At 48.2% G+C, this 17,495-nt stretch carries 15 protein-coding genes, 1 tRNA gene and 1 rRNA gene; 3 read left to right on the forward strand and 14 right to left on the reverse strand.

Annotation, left to right across the window (positions count from 1 at the left end; translation table 11 throughout):
* Positions 1-84: 84 nt before the first annotated feature.
* Complete coding sequence (gene pgeF / locus M2404_RS18495) at positions 85-822, reverse strand: peptidoglycan editing factor PgeF (protein ID WP_259241302.1); 738 nt, start codon at positions 820-822, stop codon at positions 85-87.
* Positions 815-1,789 (reverse strand): 23S rRNA pseudouridine(1911/1915/1917) synthase RluD, encoded by a 975-nt coding sequence (gene rluD / locus M2404_RS18500; RefSeq protein ID WP_259241305.1) that lies wholly within the window; start codon positions 1,787-1,789, stop codon positions 815-817. Before rluD ends, pgeF begins: the two co-directional genes overlap by 8 nt.
* Before the next feature lie 123 nt (positions 1,790-1,912).
* Between rluD and M2404_RS18505 the strand changes: the two genes are divergently transcribed.
* Positions 1,913-2,662 (forward strand): outer membrane protein assembly factor BamD, encoded by a 750-nt coding sequence (locus M2404_RS18505; protein ID WP_259241306.1) that lies wholly within the window; start codon positions 1,913-1,915, stop codon positions 2,660-2,662.
* 41 nt (positions 2,663-2,703) lie between these two features.
* Here the strand turns inward: M2404_RS18505 and radA are convergent, their stop codons facing one another.
* Positions 2,704-4,065, reverse strand: coding sequence for a DNA repair protein RadA (radA, locus tag M2404_RS18510; RefSeq protein WP_259241307.1), 1,362 nt, complete (start codon positions 4,063-4,065; stop codon positions 2,704-2,706).
* 120 nt (positions 4,066-4,185) lie between these two features.
* On the opposite strand from radA, the gene M2404_RS18515 reads away from it, so the two are divergent.
* A complete protein-coding gene (locus M2404_RS18515) occupies positions 4,186-6,705 on the forward strand; it encodes a PilZ domain-containing protein (protein WP_259241308.1) in 2,520 nt (839 codons plus the stop codon).
* Here the strand turns inward: M2404_RS18515 and M2404_RS18520 are convergent.
* Together M2404_RS18520 and serB are read right to left on the reverse strand one after the other, a co-directional pair.
* Positions 6,673-7,569, reverse strand: a complete 897-nt coding sequence (locus M2404_RS18520) for an alpha/beta fold hydrolase (RefSeq protein WP_259241309.1) — start codon at positions 7,567-7,569, stop codon at positions 6,673-6,675. The two genes, M2404_RS18515 and M2404_RS18520, sit on opposite strands and share 33 nt — an antisense overlap.
* Before the next feature lie 2 nt (positions 7,570-7,571).
* The gene (serB, locus tag M2404_RS18525) at positions 7,572-8,615 is read right to left on the reverse strand and encodes a phosphoserine phosphatase SerB (RefSeq protein ID WP_310503114.1); all 1,044 of its coding nucleotides are present in this window, start codon (positions 8,613-8,615) and stop codon (positions 7,572-7,574) included.
* A 71-nt stretch (positions 8,616-8,686) separates the two neighbouring features.
* Here serB and M2404_RS18530 point away from each other — a divergent pair, with 71 nt between their 5' ends.
* Positions 8,687-9,289 (forward strand): AhpA/YtjB family protein, encoded by a 603-nt coding sequence (locus M2404_RS18530; RefSeq protein ID WP_259241311.1) that lies wholly within the window; start codon positions 8,687-8,689, stop codon positions 9,287-9,289.
* On the opposite strand, the gene M2404_RS18535 is transcribed toward M2404_RS18530, so the two are convergent.
* The 9 genes from M2404_RS18535 to rrf form a co-directional block, all read right to left on the reverse strand.
* Positions 9,269-10,078 carry a TatD family hydrolase gene (locus M2404_RS18535; protein ID WP_259241312.1) on the reverse strand — a complete coding sequence of 270 codons (810 nt, stop codon included), beginning with the start codon at positions 10,076-10,078 and terminating at the stop codon, positions 9,269-9,271. The two genes, M2404_RS18530 and M2404_RS18535, sit on opposite strands and share 21 nt — an antisense overlap.
* Positions 10,069-10,707: a pyridoxamine 5'-phosphate oxidase gene (gene pdxH / locus M2404_RS18540; protein WP_259241314.1), complete on the reverse strand. Its 639-nt coding sequence runs from the start codon at positions 10,705-10,707 to the stop codon at positions 10,069-10,071. The genes M2404_RS18535 and pdxH overlap by 10 nt, the downstream gene beginning before the upstream one ends.
* A gap of 2 nt (positions 10,708-10,709) precedes the next feature.
* On the reverse strand, positions 10,710-12,449 hold the full coding sequence (gene argS / locus M2404_RS18545; RefSeq protein ID WP_259241316.1) for an arginine--tRNA ligase: 1,740 nt from the start codon (positions 12,447-12,449) through the stop codon (positions 10,710-10,712).
* A 12-nt stretch (positions 12,450-12,461) separates the two neighbouring features.
* Positions 12,462-14,048, reverse strand: a complete 1,587-nt coding sequence (gene prfC / locus M2404_RS18550; RefSeq protein WP_259241317.1) for a peptide chain release factor 3 — start codon at positions 14,046-14,048, stop codon at positions 12,462-12,464.
* Between the two features lie 128 nt (positions 14,049-14,176).
* Positions 14,177-14,620 (reverse strand): ribosomal protein S18-alanine N-acetyltransferase, encoded by a 444-nt coding sequence (rimI, locus tag M2404_RS18555; RefSeq protein WP_259241319.1) that lies wholly within the window; start codon positions 14,618-14,620, stop codon positions 14,177-14,179.
* Positions 14,607-14,987, reverse strand: coding sequence for a hypothetical protein (locus tag M2404_RS18560; RefSeq protein ID WP_259241321.1), 381 nt, complete (start codon positions 14,985-14,987; stop codon positions 14,607-14,609). The genes rimI and M2404_RS18560 overlap by 14 nt, the downstream gene beginning before the upstream one ends.
* Positions 14,988-14,996: 9 nt before the next feature.
* A tRNA-Trp gene (locus M2404_RS18565) sits at positions 14,997-15,073 on the reverse strand.
* Between the two features lie 154 nt (positions 15,074-15,227).
* Entirely contained in the window at positions 15,228-17,258 is a 2,031-nt protein-coding gene (locus M2404_RS18570) for a S9 family peptidase (protein WP_259241322.1), read from the reverse strand.
* A gap of 149 nt (positions 17,259-17,407) precedes the next feature.
* Positions 17,408-17,495, reverse strand: a 5S ribosomal RNA gene (rrf, locus tag M2404_RS20395); the annotation flags it as partial.

Raw genomic sequence — 17,495 nt, forward strand, 5'->3', positions numbered from 1 at the left:
CTACAAGCACAACACTGTTGCGTTATAAGATTGGGCGTTATTGCTGCAAATTCAAGCAAACAAACGTCAAAAATTTGACTTAGATCAGATTAACCAAATTGAACTGGCCATACGGCCGGTTTGGCCATCGCGCCGGTAGGAAAAAAACAACTCATTTTGCTGATAAGTGCAGTACTGGCCACCATAAATATGTTGTACACCACAAGCTTGCAGCCGCTGTTGTGCCAGCAGATATAAATCTGCCTGCCACTTGTTATTATTGCCGCTGATAAAAGCCTGCTCTGCCTGCGTACTATGATTAATAAAAGCAGCCCGTACCTCTGGCCCTACTTCAAATGCGCTTTGGCTGATAGCCGGGCCAAGATACACCAACACCTCATCAGGTTTGCTAAAGTGTGCCAGTGTGGCTTCAATAACACCATCGCATAAACCTCGCCAGCCAGCATGTACTGCGGCTACCTGAGTACCAGCTTTATCACACAGTAATAACGGCAGGCAATCGGCTGTCATAACCGTGGCCACAACACCTTGCTCGCAGGTTACACTGGCATCGGCGGTATCATCCGGCCCAGATGTTTTACTCAGCACAGATACTGCAGTGCCGTGCACCTGATTTAACCAGACCGGTACTGCCGGCATCTTTGCCAGCTGTTGATAACGCCGACGGTTTTCAGCCACCTGTTCTGCGTTATCGGCCACATGATTACCAAGGTTTAAACTGGCATACACACCCGTTGAGCAACCGCCGTTACGGGTGCTGCATACTGCCTGCACATTGGCCGGGGCCGGCCAGTCAGGCAGTAACAGCGGGTTGTCAGACATAATCCAGGCCATGCTCAGCAGTATCGGCCCGCAGCGCTGCAGTTAGCTGTACCATGTCATCCGGAATAGGCGCATGCCATTCCAGAAGCTCCAGCGTAATGGGGTGCGCCAGACGCAACATGGCGGCATGTAAGGCCTGGCGCCTGAAGTTGCGTAAAATACCCAACAAATGCTCATCTGCTTTACGCGGTGGCCGTGGCCGGCCAGCATAAACAGGATCGCCCACCAATGGATGATTCACATAAGTCATATGTACGCGGATTTGATGCGTACGGCCGGTTTCAAGCCGCAAGCGCAAGCGGGTATGGGCCCGGTATTTTTCCATCACGCGAAAATGAGTGGTAGCAGGTTTACCTGACTGGCTTACCGCCATATGAGTACGTTTGGTAGGGTGGCGGCCTATCGGCTCGTCAATGGTACCGCCGCCTGTCATGGCGCCATGGCATACCGCTTCATACTCACGGGTAATTTCACGCGCCTGCATGGCTTCTACTAAATGCGTTTGCGCCGGTATGGTTTTGGCTACCACCATTAAACCGGTGGTATCCTTGTCAAGCCGGTGAATAATGCCAGCCCGTGGCACTTCCGCAATACCAGGGCAATGGTGTAATAAAGCGTTAAGTAAAGTACCATCGGCATTGCCAGCGCCAGGATGCACAACCAGTCCGGCGGGTTTATTGATCACCAGAATATGTTCATCTTCGTAAATAATATTCAGGTCAATGGCTTCGGCTTCAAAGCGCTCGTCTTCTGGTAGTTCGGCCAGAATATCTATCGACTCCCCACCCAGCATTTTTTCGCGTGGCTTATTTTGCACTATGCCGTTAACCTTAACTGCATCCGCCAGGATCCATTCTTTTATTCTGGAACGGGAATAATCAGGGAACATTTCGGCCAGGACCTGATCTAATCGCTTACCAAAAAGATGGTCTGGTACAATTTCTGAAAGTTTTAGCTGTTTTGTCATAACGGAAGCAGTTATCCTGTGTGCAACCCCGGCAGGTCTGGGGTAGAATCGCAATAGCGTGTATTTTAGCGATTTTACGCCAGACTAGACAGCCATTTAGCTCAAGTAGTAACGGATTTTTAAATGAAAGCGAATTTTTTACTGATTTCTTTACTGGCATTAACCCTTACGGCCTGTGCCGGTAAACCGAAGGACGCGGATACCAGTAATACGCAAACCGCCCAAACTATGTATCAGCAAGCCAAAGAAGTATTAGATAACGGCTTGTATAACCGCGCTATTGAGCTGTTAATGGCTGTAGAAAGCCGTTACCCGTTCGGGCCGCTGGCCAGGCAGGTGCAGTTGGATTTGATCTATGCCCATTATCAGGCTGGTGATGTGCAAAAAGCACTTGCAGGCATTGACCGTTTTATCCGCCTGAACCCTAACCACCCTGAGCTAGACTACGTTTACTACATGCGTGGCCTGAGCAATATGAAAGCGGATGAAAATACACTGCATAACCTGCTGGGCATTGACCGCGCAGACCGTGATCTGGCCAGTACCCGCCAGGCGTTTGATGATTTTAAGTTGCTGGTAAGCAGCTTTCCTAACAGCAAATACGCTGCTGAAGCGAAAAAACGCATGTTAAGTATTAAAGATGCACTGGCACGGCATGAGTTGCTGGTAGCTGATTACTATATGCGCCGCGGTGCTTATCTTGCTGCCGCTAACCGTGGCAAATATATCGTTGAGTTTTACCGTGATTCGCCGCTAGTTGAACAGGCACTTGAAATTATGGTTGAAAGCTACGACAGGCTTGGCCTGAGCAAGCTAAAAGAAGACACTTACCAGGTGTTAAAGCTTAACTTTCCGCAAAATACCAAATTCTAAGCCTGACAGCCCAGCCCCGCCAGCGCGGGGCTTTTTTTGCACTAAATAGCCTCTAGTGCCTCTGCCAGTTTACTAACCCCTATGACTTCCATACCGGCAATCGGCTCTTTCGGGCAGTTTGCCTGTGGCACTATTGCCCGTTTAAAACCATGTTTAGCCGCCTCACGTAAGCGTTCCTGACCACTTGGTACCGGCCTTATTTCGCCAGCCAGCCCTACTTCACCAAACACCACTAAATCGTTTGGTAAAGGCTTATCGCGAAAACTCGACACCAGCGCCAGCAAAGTGGCTAAATCGGCACTGGTTTCGTTTACTTTTACGCCACCCACCACGTTAACAAACACATCCTGATCGGCCATTTGTATACCGGCGTGGCGGTGCATAACAGCCAGTAACATCGATATCCGGTTTTGCTCCATGCCAAGCGTTACACGGCGCGGATTATTTAGGGGTGAGTAATCAACCAGCCCTTGTATTTCTACCAGCAACGGCCGGGTACCTTCCCACAGTACCATAACAATACTGCCGGATTGATCTTCCTTGCCGCGGGTTAAAAATATAGCAGACGGGTTTTTTACCTCTTTCATGCCCTGGCCGGTCATGGCAAATACGCCCAGCTCATTAACCGGGCCAAAGCGGTTTTTGTTGCCTCGCATAGTGCGGTAACGGTTGTCACTGTCGCCGTCGAGCATTACCGAGCAATCAATGCAGTGTTCTAATACTTTGGGGCCAGCCAGCGAGCCGTCTTTAGTCACATGACCTACCATAATAATGGCTATATGGTGCTGCTTGGCAAAACGGGTTAAAAAGGCCGCACTCTCACGCACCTGCGACACACTGCCGGGTGCCGACTGAATATCAGCTAAGTGCATTACCTGAATAGAATCAATAACCATAATGCGTGGCTTTTCCTGCTGCGCCAGCAGACAAATGGTTTCAACATTGGTTTCAGCCAGCATTTTCAGCGCATTGGTTGGTAAACCTAAACGTTGCGCCCGCATGGCAACCTGCTGCAAGGATTCTTCACCGGTAATATAAAGTGCGCCGCCCTGCTGCGCCAGGCCACACATAATTTGCAGCAGCAAGGTACTTTTACCGGCGCCTGGGTGGCCACCAATTAAAATAGCCGAGCCCGGCACTATGCCACCGCCCAGTACGCGATCAAACTCTGCAAAGCCGCTGCTAAAGCGTGGTACATCTTGTAAATCTACTTCGTCCAGCCGTACCACTTTTGCTACCGCAGCCCCGGCATAACCTTCAAAGCGGGCATTTTTACTGCTGGTAGTACCTAAGCGTACTTCACTAACGGTATTCCAGGCACCACATTCTGTGCACTGGCCTTGCCAGCGCACAAAGTCAGCGCCGCAGTCACTGCAAACATAAGCAGTTTTTACTTTTGCCATAATTTATTTTCTCAAGCTAAATGAAAGGCATGGATATTGCTTTTCAATTTGTAACAACGTAGCGTACTACAGATTATAACCCCAAGGTGCCGGTATTATGGCATTTAACCTGACTGAATTATGACAGCAGAAGATTTACAGGAATACGTCGGCATTATTGACCGCATGAAAAGCTTGCTCAACTCGGCTGACTTTGATCAGGTGTTCAGTTTATTAACATCCGATATTCCTAAGTCCAAGCAGTTCCTGTTAAAAATGGAACTTAAACGCATGGCACAGCCCTGCAATTATTTTATTGATTTACGCGGCCATGTTGACGGTGACGTTAAGCCTTACGAATATAAAGGCAAAACCCACTATATGGACAATAACGCCATTAAGGTGTTTGAAAACGGCCTGCAACAATACGGCGGTTATACGCTTGGTTTGTATGAAGAAGTGCGTAACACCGAAAACAATTTTCGCGTAATGCACCGCAAAGAAACTGAAGAGCGGGTGAAAAACGCCCTGCAGCAATCTGCAAACGGTAAGCCGCAGGACGAAGAGGAAGAACTGCCTCCGCAGGTGGCCGACGTCATATCCTTCGGCAGCTATACTACCCGCCGTGATGAGCGGATGAATTATGCCATTGAAGTTGAAATAGAGCTGAATAAACAGCGTATAACCGCCAGTACATCAGACTTATCAGTATCAGGCTGCAAGGTTAAATTAACCAAACCGCTAAAGGTTAATGCCGGTGCCGAATTAAAACTGCATTTTACCGGCCTGGAGCAAGAGTTTATGCTCGGCCTGGCAGACGGTGTAATTTATAAAGTGGTTGATACAGAGTCGCAGGGCCAGAACCACTATATGCGCCTGCAACGCTTGCAAGATGGTAATGAACAACAATTTGCCGATTTTTTGCAGAAATTTATCGCCGGCAATAAACGCCGCTATAAAGTAAACCTCGACAGCGTCTGCCACAGCATGCGCACCAAAGGTTATGAACAATTTTACCTGCCACGCCTTAGCAGCCTGCCGGTCTTTATTGCGGTAAAAGACGGCCAGCCTGTTCCTAACTTTGCTCTGACAACAGAATACAACCGGGCTATCTGGCACTATTTTCTTGATGAGCAACATCAGGCTATTTTTGACAGCCTGCTGTCGGTAAAACGGCTGAAGCAACTACTGCAACAGAGTAGTGAGGAAAAATCGACTATTCTTTACTGCTTTACCCACGCCGCCAAAGGTAAGTTGTTTTTCTATTCTGCAACCAGTGAAGAGCTGGCAGCTTCTGAGCAGCTAAAAGAATTATTTCTCGGTTTTGGTGCCAGCAAACCTAGCTGGCGGGTATTGCATTGCAACTTACTGCGCACTGCTGCAAGCATGGCAGATATGCCAGCAACAGTGCCCGAACAGTACGGAGTTAAAAAACCTGCATCACAAGCGCCGCTGTTCAAAGGCCTGCTACAGGACTTACGTTATATTGTTAACCTGACGGGTATCAGCAGCACCGACAGCACTTTCTGGTATCAGAGTTATCCAGTAAACCAACAACAACTTAAGCTGCTGGCTCAGTTTGGCCATAAAAAACGCCCAGGTATTCCTGCCTGTGAGGCCATACCGGTGCAATATGTCAACCTGCGTTCAGAGTCACGCTATCTGTATAAAACGTCGGTAATGGTAAAAGACAAACAAAGCCAGACAGAACTAAGTGGCCATAGCCGGGATTTTTCATCAAAAGGCTTACAACTGGAAACCGCCTTACCGGTAAGGTTTAGTAAAGGTGATATTGTTATGCTGCGCCTGCCTGATATGCAGAAAATAAGTGCCCGCTATAACCTTAATGAGCTGCCGTATGAGGTAATGGCAGTCAGTAAAAGCCATACTATTATGAACCTGCGTGCAGCAGAAACAGATGAACCCCATGTCGGGCGGTTGTTTTTCCAGCAGCTGATCCAAAGCAACCGCGCTAAACTGACACTGGCAGAAGAAAGCCCTAAATATCCCGGCCTGGCGACAGCCTTGCGCAATATGTATCTTAATTCTCAAAATAGTTTTGCGCTGTTTTTACACCGCAAAGGTATTCGCTATGAAATTAATACTGTGGCTAAAGGTGGCACCAGCAACTGCCTATATCAGTTGTTGAATTTACAACACCCGCACAGCGATGCTATTGATTTGAATATGATCCTGCGTAATAACGCCGCCAGCCTGCAATTTGCGCAACAACTCAAGCAGATGAAGCGTTTTGACAACGCCAAAAGCTACGAGCTTTTTATCGCGCTACCCGCCGACATTACTAACGGCAATATTGAAGCTAACTGTCACTACGATTACGAATTTAGCTCTGAGCAAAAAAAACAGCAATTTGTGCTGGATGCTTTGCAACAAGGCAGCCTGTTTTGTTTTCGTTTGACGCTATCCCGCACCGGCAGACCAGACACCGACTATATTGCCGCTGAAATGAACTATATAAGCGCTTATGCCATTCATAAAGCTAAACAGCTGGAAGAAGAATTATGGAGTGTGGCAGGTGTTATAGATGTCATTGATATGTCAGAAGAAGTGGCATGGCGTTATGGGGCGGCGGTAGATCCTGTCAGCCATAAAATGCAACAACAGCAGTTAATACTCCAGCTGCAACAACCAGTCACGTAATTGGGGAAAATGCTCCTGCACTGCACCAGGGTGCGTCAGCATAGAAATATGGTCGTAATCCTGCTTATAGCCAGTAGCGCGGCCCAGTAAGGTAAAACGGGCCAGCGGTGCGGTTTCAGCAATAAAGGCTTTTACATCATACGGATGACCCAACAAGCGGTCATTCTGGGCAGCAAAGTGCCACACCGGTGGCCACGTTGTAGTTCTACTGCTGTGGCCATAATCAAACTGATCGGTTAAATCAGTAAAAGCCGCACCGGCAATCCATTGTACTGTATCCTGTAGAAACTGTTGCGGCTCATCATCGGCGCCCAAACGCCATTTGCGTGCGGGGAAATAACCGTACTTTTTACTCAACCAGGGGGCCAATCTATTCCAGATCAGGTTAATTTTCAGCTTACGCTCCAGGCTTTGTATGCTGATCACCCTTTTACTGCCAAAACACACCTTAGCAGCCACTTTGGCTGTCAGCTGTGGAAAACGCGCCAGGCAGGCAGCAGCAACTACGCCTCCCCACGAGTGCGCAATCAGAATCACTTTTTGCTGATGCAACTGGTATACATGTTCAATTAACGCCGGAATATCGCAGGTGATCATATGTTGCTGGCTTTGCGCAAACCCCTCTGACACATGCGGCTTTGATAAACCACGGCCGGCAAAATCAGCGCAATACACCATAAAACCATTATCAGCCAGATAACAACCCAGCCCCTTGCCAGAGTGGCTATAAAAAATACGGCCGTTTTCAATAGCGCCGTGCAGCATCAGCACCGGTGCGATGCCTTGCTGCATCGGCAACAAGCGGCGTAAATGCAGCTGGTATTGCTCTAAATCCAGATAAAGTGAACTTTGCTGGTGCTTCATGCTTAATCCAGCAGGTACAGCAGCTGTAATAAAGAACCCTGCCGGATAGCTGCTTTAGCCTGTGCCTGCACTTTTGGCTTAGCATGAAAAGCCACCCCCAGCGCAGCAGCTTTAAGCATAGGTATATCGTTAGCGCCATCGCCGATAGCAACGGTTTGGCTTGCGGCAATGTTGTATTCAGCGGCAAGCTCGTTAACCACCCGCGCTTTGGTATTAGCATCAACAATATCGCCCAGCACTTTGCCGGTTAACTTACCGTTGGCAATGTCCAGCACATTGGCAAAGGTTGCCGTTAAGCCTAATTGCAGCTTTAACGCGTCAGTAAAATAAGTAAAACCACCGGAGGCAATAACAACCTGCCACTGATGTGCTTTTAAATGATTGACCAGCTCAGTTAACCCCGGCATTAAGGGCACGCCAGCCAATACCTGTTGCAAGATACCCTCGTCTGCGCCTTGCAACGCCGCTACGCGTGCTACCAGGCTTTGAGCAAAGTCCAGCTCGCCATTCATCGCCCGCGCAGTTACGGCGGCAACCTGCTCCCCCACCCCGGCCAGGTTAGCTATCTCGTCAATACATTCTATTTGGATGGCAGTAGAGTCCATGTCCATTACCAGCAAACCGGGTTTTGCCAGCACAGGGGCAGTTGGCAGGTATACCAGTTCAATATCTAACCCGGCCGCCAGCTCATTTAGCTGTTGCAACTGTGTTGCTGTCAGCTCAGTGGGCAAAGCCAGCTCTACTGCTGCACTAAGTTCAGGGTGAGGCTGATATAAACGACAGGCCAGGGCGGTTTCTGTAAAGCACTGCATTACTTTATGCAGTGCAGCCCAGCTAAGTGCATCGCCAAACAACCGCAGTACAGCCACCTGGGCTGGCAGCTTAAGCGTAAATTCCGCCGCTTCGGGCAGTGCCAGGCTTTGCTTACTGTGCAGTAACAACGCCTGTGGTTGCCACTTAAGCATGTAATGCTGATTAACCGAAAGCTGTTTTACCGGTGAGGCTGCCGCTTGCTGCTGCGCTGGGATCTGATAAAAAAACGACACGGGATTACCTATACTTGGCGCTACAGCCGTGGCATGCTACGCGCATTAACGACTAGCTCAGCTGGCGCTTTATGGAAAATATGCAGAACGATATCCCAATACCGGACAGCACTTCAAGCACTATTAAGCTGTTACAAATTGCTATTGCTATTATTGGTATCTGGCTATTGCTGCATAGCTGGGTACTAACCCAACAGCAAGGTAAGCGTTTGTTACAGCAGCAAAACAGCCAGCTAATGCAGGAAATGTTGACAGCGTTATCGCACACCGCAGCTTATTTAATAGAGAATGATCAACTTGACGGCCTGGAGCAGCTCACACAACATATTGCTGCCAGCCAGTATTTGCATGATGTGGTGGTGTATGACGCCAATGGTGTGCGTATGAGCTGGTCAGAAGGCAGCGCGCCGGCACGGTTGTTATATGGCCCAATGCAAACAGAGCAGTTGCAGGCAATGGTGCAAACCATTACTAAAGATCAGCAATTGTTAGGCTACATTAAACTGAGTTTACGGCTGGATGCGTCTTTAACACCAATAAGCTTGTCATGGCAGCAAATGATGCAACAGCTGCTGGCTATGTTGGTATTAGCCGGTATTGTTGGCTTTATGCTACGCCGTGGCTTTTCGCGCTTGTCACGTCAGTCGCTACGGTTACGCCGCGCTAAGCCTTAATGCGTTAAGGCTGTTTTGCCACAGCATCTCTGCGATCTGCTCGCGCGGCTCCGGCCGCAGTTGGCAGAAAGTTTCAAACACCAGCGCCAGTTGTGCCGGGGTATTAATTTCGCCCTGAAAACCAGCCAGTGGCATGGCCGGTGCATCGGTTTCCAGCACAAAGCTTTCAAGTGGCAGTTTTTGCACGGTTTTACGGGTTTTTTCTGCCCGTTCATAGGTAATAGTGCCGCCGATCCCCAGCTTAAAGCCTAAATCGACAAAGGCCATTGCCTGTTGCTGGCTGCCGGAAAAAGCATGCAAAATACCGCCCGAGCTAAACTGCTGGCGTTTAAGCTCAGCCAGTAATTGCGGCTGGCTTTTAAGATGATGCAGGATCACCGGCTTATTATGCTGTTTAGCCAGTGCCAATTGCGCGGTAAACAACTGTTGCTGCATAGCAAAGCTGTGTTCAGCTAATGCAAAATCCAGCCCAATCTCCCCTACAGCAGCAATAGTACTGCTATGAGCTGTTACAAGCTTATCCAGCACAGCTACAGCATCAAGTGAGTGCTCTGACGCCCACCAGGGATGTATACCCAGTGCTATATGCCAGTGTGCCTGTTGGGTGCGTAATGTAAGCAGTTTCTGCCATGCAGACTGCTGTACGGCGGGAATAACTAAAGCTGCAACACCGGCTTGTTGTGCCTGTTGCCAGTGAAGAGCTTGCGCTACGGCAAGCTCGGGTAAATCGAGATGGCAGTGGGTATCAAACAGCTTAACCCTAGCTGGTATGTCGCGGGTTACGGACATAACCTGTCGATATTCCAGCGGTTATCCGCGGTTTTGCTGTACATAAAACGATCGTGCAGCCTGTGCTCGCCGCCCTGCCAGAATTCGATTTTATGCGGCCGTACTAAAAAGCCCCCCCAGAATGACGGTACAGGCACTTCGCCGTGTTCAAATTTATGCTTTATTTCAGCAAATTTCTGCATCAGCGCCAGGCGGGTAGATACCGGCCGGCTTTGTTCTGAAGCCCACGCAGCCAGTTGGCTTTCTTTAGGCCGTGATAAAAAATACTTCATCACCTGGGTATTCGATACCCGCTCTGCCGTACCGTACACTATTACCTGACGCTCCAGCGGATGCCAGGGAAAATGCAAACACACTTTAGGGTTCCCGCTAAGCTCACAGGCTTTTCGGCTGCCCAGGTTAGTGTAAAAGGTAAAACCGTCGGTATTCACATCTTTTAACAGCACCAAGCGCTGTGACGGCTGGCCGGTGCTGTCAACCGTTGCAACACACATGGCAGTGGGATCTGGCAATTCGGCCGCTATGGCGTCTTTTAACCATAACTCAAACTGGGCTATCGGATCCTGATTCAATTTATCCAGATCCAGCTTATCTTTGGTGTAACTGCGGCGAATTGCGTCGATTTTCATATTTACATACGCTCCATAACCTCAATACCCAGCAAGTCCAGGCCTTGTTTAAGCATACGCGAGCTAATAATACTCAGCATTAAACGGCTGTCACGCACAGCAGGTTCAATGCCGTCTTTTAACATTGGGCAAGCTTCGTAAAAGGTCATATATAAACTGGCCAGTTCATACAGGTAATTACACAGCAGGTTTGGCTGAGCGTCTTTTATCACCTGTTGCAATGTCTCTTCAAACCGCAGCAGTTTAACGGCTAATTGCTTTTCCTGCTCTTCAGCCAGACTTAATGTGGCACTAAAGCCGTCGGTGATCTCAGCCCGGCGTAAAATGCTGCGCACCCTGGTGTAAGCATATTGCAGATAAGGTGCGGTGGCACCTTCAAAGCTCAGCATCGCATCCCAGCTGAAAATATAGTCACTGGTACGGTTTTTCGACAAATCGGCGAATTTCACTGCACCAATGCCCACTTTACGTGCTACTTCAGCAATCTCTTGCTCTGACAATTCAGAAGCTTTTTCCTGCACTACAGCTTTGGCACGTACCACTGCTTCTTCCAGCAACTCAGCCAGTTTGACTGTGCCGCCGGTACGGGTTTTAAATGGCTTGCCATCTTCGCCCATCATAGTGCCAAACGGGCAATGGTCGTAAGCAGTTGCGTCTCGCAGATAACCTGCTTTACGTGCGACCAGCTCAACCTGTTTAAAGTGCAGTGCCTGGCGCGCATCGGTAAAAATAATCACCCGATCAGCCTGTAAAGTATGGCTGCGGTACTGGCACGCGGCTAAATCGGTGGTGGAATACAAAAAGCCACCACCGGTTTTTTGAATAATAAAGGGCGACGGATTGCCTTCTTTATCCGCCAACTCCTGTAAAAATACTACCAGTGCTCCCTGATCCTCCACCGCCAGTGTTTTTGCTTTTAAATCATCCACTATCGTCTGCAGCATGCTGTTATAAGCACTTTCCGGCTTGATATCGGCATCGGTCAGGGTAACATTCAGCTTTTGATACACCTCGTTACTGTGTTTTACCGAGGTATCAATAAACAGTTGCCACAGCTTCTGGCAGTGGCTATCACCGCTTTGCAGCTTAACCACATAGTCACGCGATTTATCAGCAAACCCTGCTTCATCGTCAAAGCGTTTTTTTGCTTCACGGTAGAAGTCTTCCAGGTCAGCAAGCGCGACTTGCTCTAAGTCGATACCGGCAGCCAGTTTATCTTCCAAGTGCGCAATCAGCATACCAAACTGGGTACCCCAATCGCCCATATGGTTTTGCCGGATAACGTTATCGCCCCAGAATTCCAGCGTGCGCACCACGGCATCACCAATAATGGTTGAACGCAAATGGCCTACATGCATTTCTTTGGCTAAATTAGGTGCCGAGTAATCAACTACTACCGTTTGCGGTGCCGTATTTGCTGTAACACCGAAACGGGCATCCGCACCAGCATGTTGTAACTGCTTAGCCAGCCAGTCTTTGTTTAATGTAACATTGATAAATCCGGGGCCGGCAATCTCAGTTTTGTCGGCAATACCGGTGAGCTCCAGCTTTTGCACTAATTGCTCAGCTAACTGCCGCGGGTTCATTTTCAGCAGCTTGGCGGCGGCCATTGCGCCGTTGATCTGATAATCACCAAACTCCTGCTTAGTACTTACAGTAACAGCGGCATTGGTGTCGGCAGGTAAGCCCAATGCAACAAAAGCAGCCTGAGTTTTTTCGGTTAATAAATGCTTAATATTCATGCGCCCAGCCTGTTAGTGTTCACGGGTTTTGTGGAATTTAATTTTCGGGTAACGCTCTATCGACAAGTTCAGGTTTACCATGGTGGGTGCGATATAAGTTAAAGCATCGCCACCATCCAGCGCTAAATTCTGGCTGGCTTTGTTTTTAAACTCGTCCAGCGCTTTGGCATCATCACTGTATACCCAGCGAGCAGTGGATACGTTAACCGCCTCGTACAAAGCATCAACGTTATATTCCGATTTAAGCCGGTGCACTACCACGTCAAACTGCAGCACACCAACAGCGCCCACAATCAGATCGTTATTATCCAACGGGCGGAATACCTGTACTGCCCCCTCCTCAGATAGCTGCACCAGGCCTTTTAGCAACTGCTTTTGCTTTAGCGGATCGCGCAGGCGGATACGACGGAATAGCTCAGGTGCAAAATTAGGAATGCCGGTAAACTGCATATTTTCACCGGTAGTAAAAGTATCACCAATCTTAATGGTGCCGTGATTATGCAAGCCAATAATATCACCGGGGTAAGCTTCTTCCAGATGCTCGCGGTCGCCAGCCAAAAATGTAAGCGCCTGCGGGATCAGCACATCTTTACCGATACGCACATGACGCACCTTCATACCTTTTTCATACTTACCGGATACTATGCGTAAAAACGCCACCCGATCGCGGTGTTTAGGGTCCATATTCGCCTGAATTTTAAATACAAAACCGCTAAAACCAGTCTCAACAGGTTCAACTGTGCGGCTATCGGTAGCACGCGGTTGCGGTATTGGCGCCCACTGCGTTAAACCATCCAGCATATGGTCGACACCAAAGTTACCCAGGGCTGTACCAAAGAATACAGGTGTTAACTCACCCTTTAAAAACAGCTCCTGGTCAAATTCGTTACTGGCGCCCTGCACCAATTCCATTTCATCACGCAGTTGCTGGGCATAATAGCCAATGCGTTTATCCAGCTCCGTGTTATTCAGGCCTTTAATAATATCCAGCTCCTGAATAGTATGGCCCATACCAGATTTATACAGAATGATTTCATCACGCAAAATGTGGTACACGCCTTTAAACTCTTTACCCGAGGCTATTGGCCAGGTAATAGGTGCACACGCAATTTTAAGGACACTTTCGACTTCATCTAATAAATCGATCGGGTCACGGATATCGCGGTCCATTTTGTTCATAAAAGTGATAATAGGCGTGTCACGTAAGCGGGTGACCTCCATCAGCTTAATAGTGCGGTCTTCAACACCCTTGGCACCGTCAATAACCATCAGGCAGGAATCTACTGCGGTTAAAGTACGATAAGTATCTTCCGAGAAATCCTCATGGCCAGGCGTATCAAGCAGGTTTACCAGACAGTCATTGTAAGGAAATTGCATTACGGAGGTGGTAACCGAAATACCACGCTCTTTTTCCATTTCCATCCAGTCGGAGGTGGCATACTGGCCAGACTTTTTACCTTTAACGGTACCGGCTTTTTGGATCAGATGTCCGAACAGCAATACCTTTTCGGTAATAGTGGTTTTACCGGCATCAGGGTGCGAAATAATCGCAAAGGTGCGGCGACTGTTTACTTCGGCTAAAAAGTTATCTGTGCTCATAATATCCAATAGTGTGTCACCGCAGGCATCCGGCTACGGTGCAGGGCTAAAACCCAAAAGTAAATGATAATGCGCGCGATTATAGCAGCTTGGATGGCGCGGGCACAGAGTGCAAATGCACTGCTGCGTTACAGAATACAACTCATCAGCAAGGCATCTTCTTTACCCTGGCTACTGACATAATAGCCTTTGCGTAAACCTGTTTGCGTAAAGCCGTAGCGCTGATACAGGGTAATAGCATTTAAATTACTGCTACGCACTTCCAAAAAAACCTCAGTTGCGCCTCTGGCGTGGCCTTCCTGCAAAAAGTGCTGCATCAGACTGCGGCCATAACCTTTGCCCTGCTGCGTTGGTACAACGCAAATATTAAACAGCTCTAACTGCTCTAAAATTAACTGGGCAACATAAAACCCGACAATATTGCCGGTATGGTCCACGAGTTTATAGCTGAAGTAACTATCAGCAAAGCTGCTGTCAAAGGCAGCTTCAGTCCAGGGGTAAGTGTTGGCTGCTTGTTCGATACGCGCAATCTCTGCGATATCAGCACGGCTTAACAGCTCAAATTTGTTCATAGCTGCCTTGTGCATAGCTACTTAGCAGTGCCCATAAAGCTTTTTTTTGCTTCGGTTGCTGCAACATAAGCAACGGCGGGGTTAGCAACTGATATTGATTGATCTGGCTTTGCAAGACGTCAGGAGCAATTTGCCAGCTTAGACCATCCGCTAAAGCTGCAGCAATATCCTGGGCTAACTGCTGACGCAGGTCCGGTGCAACGCTCTGTGATATAACTCCGGACAAGGCGCTATTTTCTGATGAGCTTTGCTCTGCTGTGTTTTCTTCTGACGGCAATGGCTCAGCAGCAAAAACGTCAGTTAATTTTACCGGCGTAATCTGCAAAATTTTTAGCAGCTGTTGCTGAGAATAAGAATATGTTGTCATAACGGGAAGTGGCAGGGGCAGAGGGATTCGAACCCCCAACCATCGGTTTTGGAGACCGCTGTTCTACCAATTGGAACTATGCCCCTGTAGCTGGTCGCGCCATTATACAAAAGCGGCTTCAAAGGTAAAGCGAAAAGCAGTGCTATTACATTCAACTGCATATAAAACGAGCACTCAGGGCTTAATCAGGCATTTAGCCTAACATAAAGCCCGGCAGTCTGCCTACCGGGCTGGGTAATACTAATTGTTGGTATTTTGCCGGTACTTTTCAAACCAGTGAATAATATACGCTGGCTTAGCCATTAAATTACTGGGCCGGGTATGCAATGCATGCGATGCGCCAGGTACCCGTACCATAGCCGTATCAATGCCGCGTAATTGCAGTGCCTGATAATATTGCTCAGTTTCCGAGATCGGTGTGCGATGATCGCTTTCACCGGTAAACAACATCGTTGGCGTTTTCACTTTGCCAACATGCGCAATCGGCGAATGCTTTAAGTAATGCTCTGGCATCTCCCACGGCAAGCCCGGAAACCAGTACTGGCTGAAGTAGCTGTACATATCAGCATTTAACACAAAGCTGAACCAGTTAATTACCGGGTTTACTGCCACCGCAGCGGCAAAACGATCGGTATGAGCAATACTCCAGGTAGTTAATACACCACCACCACTACCACCGGTAATAAACAGCTCTTTATCATTGATAAAACCTTTTGCCAGTATTGCATCAACTCCATCCATCAGATCATTAAAATCCTGGCTTGGATAATTATGATGGATAAGGTTAGCAAAATCCTCACCATAGCTGGTGCTACCCCGCGGGTTGGTATACAACACTACATAGCCCTGTGCTGCCATCAGTTGCAGTTCCATGGCAAAGTGTGGGCCGTATGCAGTATGCGGACCACCGTGGATTTCAAGAATAAGCGGATACTTTTTACTGGCATCAAATTCTGGCGGATAAATAATCCAGCCATGCAGTTTGCGCTCATCAACTGAAGAGCTGTACCAAAACTCTTCAACTTTACCGATGTCGCGGGCAAACAGCAGATCTGCGTTTAAATCAGTTAATCTTTGTTTGTTACGCTTATTAATAACCGCCAACTCAGCCGGACGCTGCGTGCTCATTTGTGTATAAGCAATTAAGCCATTACTGGCTGCGGCAAACTGACCACCGCTATAAGGGCGACTGTAAGAGCCACCGCCCAGATCATCAGCCAGTATATTGCGTTTGCCAGACAACAGCTGTTCTGCCAATATGCCTTTACCTTCGCTATCGTAAGAAATATAAAGCGCTTTGCTGTTAGCTAACCACTGAAAATCATCAATAGCCCTGTCCAGATCTTCGGTTAGGTTACGGATATTACTGCCATCCGTATTCATCACATATAGCCGGTTTGCCTGATGTGCCAGCTTGCGATCATCATAACCGACATAAGCGATAAGCTTACCGTCGGGCGATACTGCCGGGCGCGAATCAGGTCCGTTACGATCGGTTAATTGCGTCAGTTTGCGATCTGCCAGTGTAAGCAGGAATATCTCGCTGTTAACTGGTTGAGATTGCCAGTTATCATGCCGGTTGGCAGAGAAATACAATGCTTTGCTATCTTTTGACCAACTCAGTGCACCGCCATGATTAAAATCACCTTCAGTTAACTGAATAGCTGAACCACCATCAGCCGCCATAATATAAATATGTTGATAACCGGCTTTCAGATAACCTGCGCCATCAGCACGATACTGCTTATTATCAATATAAATTGGCGATTTGGCCCAGTCAGCATTTTCCGGCTTGCCTGGTAAAGAAACCGGTGCCTTAACCTGCTTAGGTGTAAACATAGTAAACGCCAGCCATTTACCATCCGGTGACCAATTCAGATTGGCCGGGTTGTGTTGTAACTGGCCTAATTGTGAAGAGCGGCCACTATCAAGCCATTTAACATGGATTTGGCCATTAGCGATATACGCCAGCCGGTTATTATCCGGCGCCCAGCGCGGAGATGCTGCGTTTATATCTTTGTCGGTTAAAGCTTGTAGCATCTTACCGTCAGCGGAGCTTAACCATAACGTCATACGGCGCCGATCAGTTTGCCGGTCCATCCAGTTACGTACAAATACAATCTGCTCGCCTTTGGCGTCAGGCTGTGGATCTGAGACAAACTCCAGCTCAAACACATCATCATATTGCAGAGCTTTAGCAGCTGCGTCGCTTGTAGTGAACAACAGTAGTGCTGTTAAACACATACCGCTGGTTATATGTTTTAGATTCATCTGGATACCCATTTTTATTGTTATACATGCCAGTTGATACTAACTGAATAACTACAGGCAGGGCTACGATTTCGTTCAGGCGTAAAATTGCAGAGATAAAAAGCAAAAAAGCCCCACGCTTACGCGTGAGGCTTATTTACTTATTGGGAGCCTGGCGGTGAACTACTCTCGCATAGCGAATGCTACACTACCATCGTCGCAGCTGCGTTTCACTTCTGAGTTCGGAATGGGTTCAGG

The organism is Rheinheimera pacifica, assembly GCF_024809855.1.
GTDB classification, from domain to species: Bacteria; Pseudomonadota; Gammaproteobacteria; order Enterobacterales; family Alteromonadaceae; genus Alishewanella; species Alishewanella pacifica_A.